5 protein-coding genes are annotated in these 5,331 nt (G+C 67.6%); 1 reads left to right on the top strand and 4 read right to left on the bottom strand.

Annotated features, from left to right (window positions below; translation table 11 throughout):
• The 4 genes from E1285_RS42975 to E1285_RS42960 all read right to left on the bottom strand — a co-directional run.
• On the bottom strand, positions 1-892 hold an 892-nt coding region (locus E1285_RS42975), incomplete at its 3' end, for an aminoglycoside phosphotransferase family protein (protein WP_132160672.1).
• Entirely contained in the window at positions 889-3,303 is a 2,415-nt protein-coding gene (locus E1285_RS42970; protein ID WP_165967008.1) for an aminoglycoside phosphotransferase family protein, read from the bottom strand. The genes E1285_RS42975 and E1285_RS42970, both read right to left, overlap by 4 nt.
• Before the next feature lie 477 nt (positions 3,304-3,780).
• Complete coding sequence (locus E1285_RS42965; RefSeq protein WP_132160670.1) at positions 3,781-3,975, bottom strand: DUF397 domain-containing protein; 195 nt, start codon at positions 3,973-3,975, stop codon at positions 3,781-3,783.
• The gene (locus E1285_RS42960) at positions 3,975-4,784 is read right to left on the bottom strand and encodes a helix-turn-helix transcriptional regulator (RefSeq protein WP_132160669.1); all 810 of its coding nucleotides are present in this window, start codon (positions 4,782-4,784) and stop codon (positions 3,975-3,977) included. Before E1285_RS42960 ends, E1285_RS42965 begins: the two co-directional genes overlap by 1 nt.
• Before the next feature lie 109 nt (positions 4,785-4,893).
• On the opposite strand from E1285_RS42960, the gene E1285_RS42955 reads away from it, so the two are divergent.
• The gene (locus tag E1285_RS42955) at positions 4,894-5,214 is read left to right on the top strand and encodes a HAMP domain-containing histidine kinase (protein ID WP_132160668.1); all 321 of its coding nucleotides are present in this window, start codon (positions 4,894-4,896) and stop codon (positions 5,212-5,214) included.
• Positions 5,215-5,331: the final 117 nt, after the last annotated feature.

Genomic DNA, 5,331 nt, shown 5'->3' with positions numbered 1-5,331 from the left:
GGGAGTCGATGAGCTGGTGCTTCGGGTAGGGGTAGGGGCCGCCGGTGGCGAAGAGTTGGGAGTAGCGGACGGAGTCGACGATCGCCGACTTGATGCGTTCGTGGGTCAGGTAGGCGTCCAGGTCCTTCTGCCAGCCGGTGATGTGGTCGGACGGCATGGCGGTCTGCCATCGGGTGGCGAGCGTGGCTTGTTCGTCAGGCAGGTAGCCCATCTTGTGGATGTGGACGGCCAGGTCGTAGACCGGATCGCCCCAGAGAGCGAGTTCCCAGTCGAGGAATGTGGTCGTGCCGTCGCCGACGATCATGTTGCGGCGGTGGACGTCGGCGTGGACGCAGGTGAAGGGGCGGGGGGTGAGTCCGCGCCACAGGGCGTCCACCGGCGCGAGGGGGTCGGCGGGTATCGCGAGGGCGGTGAAAAGGTCGGCGTACTCGTCACGGAAGGTGTCGTATACGCGGTGCGTCAGGTCGGACAGGAGGCCCGCGACGGCGGTCGTGTCCTGGTCGGCCGGCCAGGAGGCGGGGACGTCCGGGAGCCTGGGGACGCTGGTGAGTTGGGTGAACAGCCGCACCACATCGTCCAGCACGTGGGGCGGGACGGGGACACCGCGCGGCGCGACGTCGTTGAGGACGTCTCCAGCGATGAACTCGTGGACCTGGAACGGCGGGTCAGCGGAGGTGTGGAGCAGTCGCGGTGCGTCGCGGACGTGCGGGGCGACGGCCGAGAGGACGCGGTCTTCACGCCATGGCCGCAAATCCATCATGTCGGCGCCGTGAATCGGTATCCGGACGATGACCGGGCCGTCGGGGGTGTCGACGCGGATGTTGTCGTTGTAGTACCCGGCCGAGGCCCCTCCCTGCGCCAGCGCGCGATCGTAGACGTCCCGCCAGTTCATCCATTCTCCAGCATGGCTGTCACGAGCGCGTTCGCCCGCTCGTCAAGGAACGCGAGCAGGTTCGGCGGGCTGATCTGGGCGCGGGCACTTTCCGTCACCGCAGCGGTGTGCTCGTCTGCCGCGTCGAGGGCGTTCAGGAGGTGTCCGGCGACCATGAGGAGGGTGGGGTAGACCTCGGCTGCCACCAGTTCAGCGATGGCCCAGCGGGTGGATGCCGCGGCGCTGGTGGTGTCGCCCGTCCGGGCGTGGAGGAAGGCGCGGAACAGTTCCGCGCGAGCGCGGCCGGAACGGTAGCGGGCCCGTTCGAGGGCTTCGGTTGCCGATTGGAACGACGCGGCTGCCGGGGCGTGCTGCCCGAGCCGGCACTGCGCGATGGCCAGGGCGGTGAACGCCTTGCCGATCTCGTGGTGGGCGCCGAGTTCGGTCTGTACCTCGATGGCGTCGGCGGCGGCGTCGAGGGCACCGGACGGGTCGGTCCAGGCGAGCAACTCGGCCCGGTTGGTCTTGATGTCGGCCTGGCCGATGATGGCACCGGCCCGCGTGTAGAGCTCGGCGGCCGTCTCCAGGGACCGGGCGGACGAGTCGAGGTCGAACCCGAACCGGTACCCGAGATGCTGGAGGCGGGCCACGTCGCCGCGCAGCACGAGGTCGTCGTCGGGGGCGTCGGCGAGGATCTGCTGCGTGATGGACAGCGCGTCGCCGAAGCGCCCTTGGCACATGTCGAGGTCCGCCATGCAGTATCCCGCCCGCAGCCGGACCCGGCCCGAGTGCTGGTTCCACACCTGGCGGAAGAGTCGCTGGGCTTCGCCGGTCGCTCCGGCGATGCGGCGGCCGTGCGCGCCTGCAAGCGCCAGGCGCGCACCGGTGATGTCGTCCAGCGGCCAGTCGATGGACGGAGTGAGCTGTGTGGCGGCTTCCGCGTCCCCGAGGAGGACGGCGGATTCGGCCGCCAGGCAGCGGGCGGTCTGCACCAGGTCCGCGTCCCCGCCGCCCGCGTCCAGGTGCTCGCGCAGGTCTTGGGCGATGCCGTCCACGCCGTGCTTGCCGCCGGAGGTCATGGCCCGGTCCGCGTACGCGAGGAGGTCTTCGCCGCGCAGCGCGCCCGCGCGCAGGCCGCAGAAGGCCGCCTCCCGGATGGCGCGTGCTCGGGTGGCCACACCATCCTCCGCCGCGTGGTCCTGCGCGGCGCGGGCGTCCCAGAGTCTCCGGAGGACGGCCTGCACGTCCTGAGCGGTGCCCTGCGACAGCCGCCGGTGCAGGGCGGCACGCATGAGCTGGTGCAAGCGGCAGCCGTTGGGGCCGGCCGGGTAGACGAACGAATAAGCGGTCAGCGACTCCCAGGCCATCCGGTGCCGGGGCAGGTCGAACGCGTCCGCCACCGCCTGGAAGATCTCGTAGTCGAAGATCCGGGCGACGCTCAGCAGTTCGAGCGTGCGAATCTCGTCGGGAGCAACGTGGGCCAAGAAGCGTTGCAGGATCTCCTCGGACGAGACAGCGGCTGACTGCCGCGCCGTCGTGCGGGTGTCCACGGCCAGGTGGAGGTAGAAGGGGAGGCCCTGGCTGGCGGTCGCGATCGCGTGGCGTGCCGAGTGGTCGGTGATGCCGCCGTCGGCCAGGAGCTCCAGGCGGGCCGCCATTGGAAGGCCGTCCACCGGCTGGTGGCGGATCACGTCCGCCCAGCCCGGGTCGTGGGTCGTCCAAGTGAGCGGTTCCCGGCTGGCCAGGACGACCACTCCGCTGTCGAGCTGGGCGATCAGGTCGCGGAGCCACACGTCCTGGGACATCGCCCGGCCGGAACCGGCGGACGACGTACCGAGCGCCTCGTAGGCGTCCACGAAGATCACGTAGGGGCGGTCGGAGCCGTCGCGCAGGTCCTCGGCGAACAGGTAGGTGACGGCGTCGGCCAGCTCGGCATTGGTGAGGTCGTCCAACTGGCTGAGCGTGTCGTCGGACTTGATCGTGTGCCGTTGCCGCATCCCGCTCCTGGCCTTGCCCAGCAGGCGCAGCAGCCCGACGCCGGTACCGAACACCGGGACGCCGGCCGCACCGTCAAGGACCTGGGAGAGTGCCTCGCTCTCGTCCACGAACGGGAGATCGTTGCGGGAGAGGCGCAGGTGCGGGTGGAGCCGCTGCCAGAGGACGGCATAGGCGATGTCGAAGCGATCGAACCGAACGCCCTGGCGGCCGAGTTCCACGCGCAAAACCGCGAGGGCGTCTTCCTGCTGCCGCATCGCGGGGACCTGGAGGTCGAGCGTCGCGGTCCGGTGCGTCTCGGCGCTGCGCTGCCCGAGTTCCCGCAGGAGACGGGACTTGCCGATGCCACCCACCCCGGCCACGTTGAACACGCACGGCGAGCCCCGCCCGACGCTTAACACCTCGGCGAAGGCGGCGATCGCTGTCTCTCTGTCCACGAAGGAACGGTGCAGAGCGGCGACCCGACGGAAACGTGGTTCGAGGGGCATCGACGTCCTCCGGGCGACGGATTCCTCCGTCCGATGTAGCGCGGACGGAAACGAGTTGCACGTCGACGATAACGGGATCCAGTCGACACCGCAGGGCAGGCCTGCCCTGCTCGAACCCGTGCCAGCCCGCCGCACGACGCATACGGTCGCTGGTCAGGTCGGCGGACCACTGCCACCCGCGAATGCACAGGCGAGATCTCAAAATTCCCTGATCAGGATGGCTGAGGAAGCATCCCAGCGTCGCGGACCTGCTCACTCGCCAGCGCGAACGTCGTCGTGAGGTCCTGCGTCAGATCCCGCCGAACCTCATCGGCCGCCAACGTCGGCCTCATCCCGCGTCCCCCCGCATCAGTCCCACTCCCCCGCCATCTCTTGGCCGATCCGGGGTGGGCGTTGAACCGTCCACCCCGGACCACCGGAACCCCGCTAGGCCAGGTCAAGCGCACCCTTCTTGACCTGGCCGACCAACACGGCAAACTCCACGCTGCTCACGTCAAGCAGCCCGCCGTGCGGGTTCTTGGAGTCTCTAATCCCGATGCCGCCGATCAGGTCGGCAACCTCGACGCACATCTCGTCGTTGGAGCTACCGCTGTACGAGCTCTTGCGCCAGTTGATCTCCATCAAAAACCCTCCATGAGCTTTTCGATCAGGGCCCGGGATTCGCCTTCGGACGAGGCTTTTGCCCCGATCAACTCGAAATCTACGGCCATCTCCCGCGCCTCGGCAGGGTCCTGGACCAAGCGGCCACCACGGAACGCGCCGACGTAGGCGACGTCTCTGCGCTCCAGGCTCATGATCTGGAACGGCCCGTTCAACCCGAAGTGCCAACCAGCCGATCGGGCGATGACTCGAATGCTCACAGTCGAACGCTCCCCCAACTCCAGCAGCCGCCGAAGTTGACCCTTCATAACCGAAGCGCCTCCGGTCGGACGGTCCAGCGAGTCCTGGTCGAGGAGAACCATGATCAGGGGATGGTCTTCCCTGCCAATGATCAGCTCCTGCCGCGCCATGCGTCCCAGCAACGCCTTCTCAATGTCTTCGACGCGAGCCATGGACAGGACGGCGCGGGCGTAGTCCTCCGTCTGCAGAGGGACCGGGATCGTCTGGCCCTGGTAGATCCGAAGGATTCTGGCCTTCGCCTCGTACTCGGTGCTCTGGCGGAACCAGTCCGGGTTGTGAAGGGAACGCGCGAAGAAGAGAAGCCGCTGGAAGTGCCCTCCCGTGTCCCATGACTTGTCGAGGGCCTTCGCCTGATCCATGTCGATGCATGCCCGCCCGGCTTCCAGGTTTGCAACATGTGACCGGACACAGTTGATGATCTTTCCTACTTGAACACCGGTGAGCCCTCGCTTCTGACGGTAAAACCGCAGGTCATAGGCCAGCCAGGCATAGAGTGAGGACGCGGGGTCGATCTCGTCGGCGGCGCTCATCGACATCTCCCGGGGGGTTGAGATGTTTACGAATACACACCACCCTACTCACCCGCAGTGATCCTGGAGACACGAACCGTGAATCTCTCTAGGAAGGAGCGGGCGACCGATGATGAGCAAGCCGGACTGCCTACTGATCCCCATGCTCGCGTCGAAGGCGGCACCGGGCCTCGCGCGCACGCTTACGAAAACACGTCTGCACAATTGGGGCTACATGCATATTTCGGACGATGCATTCGTTATCGCCTCAGAATTGATCAGCAACGCCGTGACGGCCACGCCCGGCAAGGAGATCCGCTTCCAGTTCAGCCGCGACATCGCCGGCGTCCTCATCGCGGTGTGGGACGCAAGCCCGGCTCAACCACAGGTCCGCCCGATGGTCGACATGACGCTCGACACCCTTGACGTCTCCGAGGAGCACCAGGGCTAATGCGTTCTCAGATGCTGAGATGAGCCGGTAGATCGGCAGGCCAAACGGCGGGTGGCACCCGGGGGGTTGTGAACGACGAACGCGGTCCCCGATGATCTTGGGTGTCTAAGCCAGTCG

Source organism: Actinomadura sp. 7K507 (assembly GCF_004348425.1).
Taxonomy (GTDB): domain Bacteria; phylum Actinomycetota; class Actinomycetes; order Streptosporangiales; family Streptosporangiaceae; genus Spirillospora.
The sequence above is the reverse complement of the archived record's forward strand: the minus strand, read 5'-3'. Positions and strand labels throughout refer to the sequence as shown.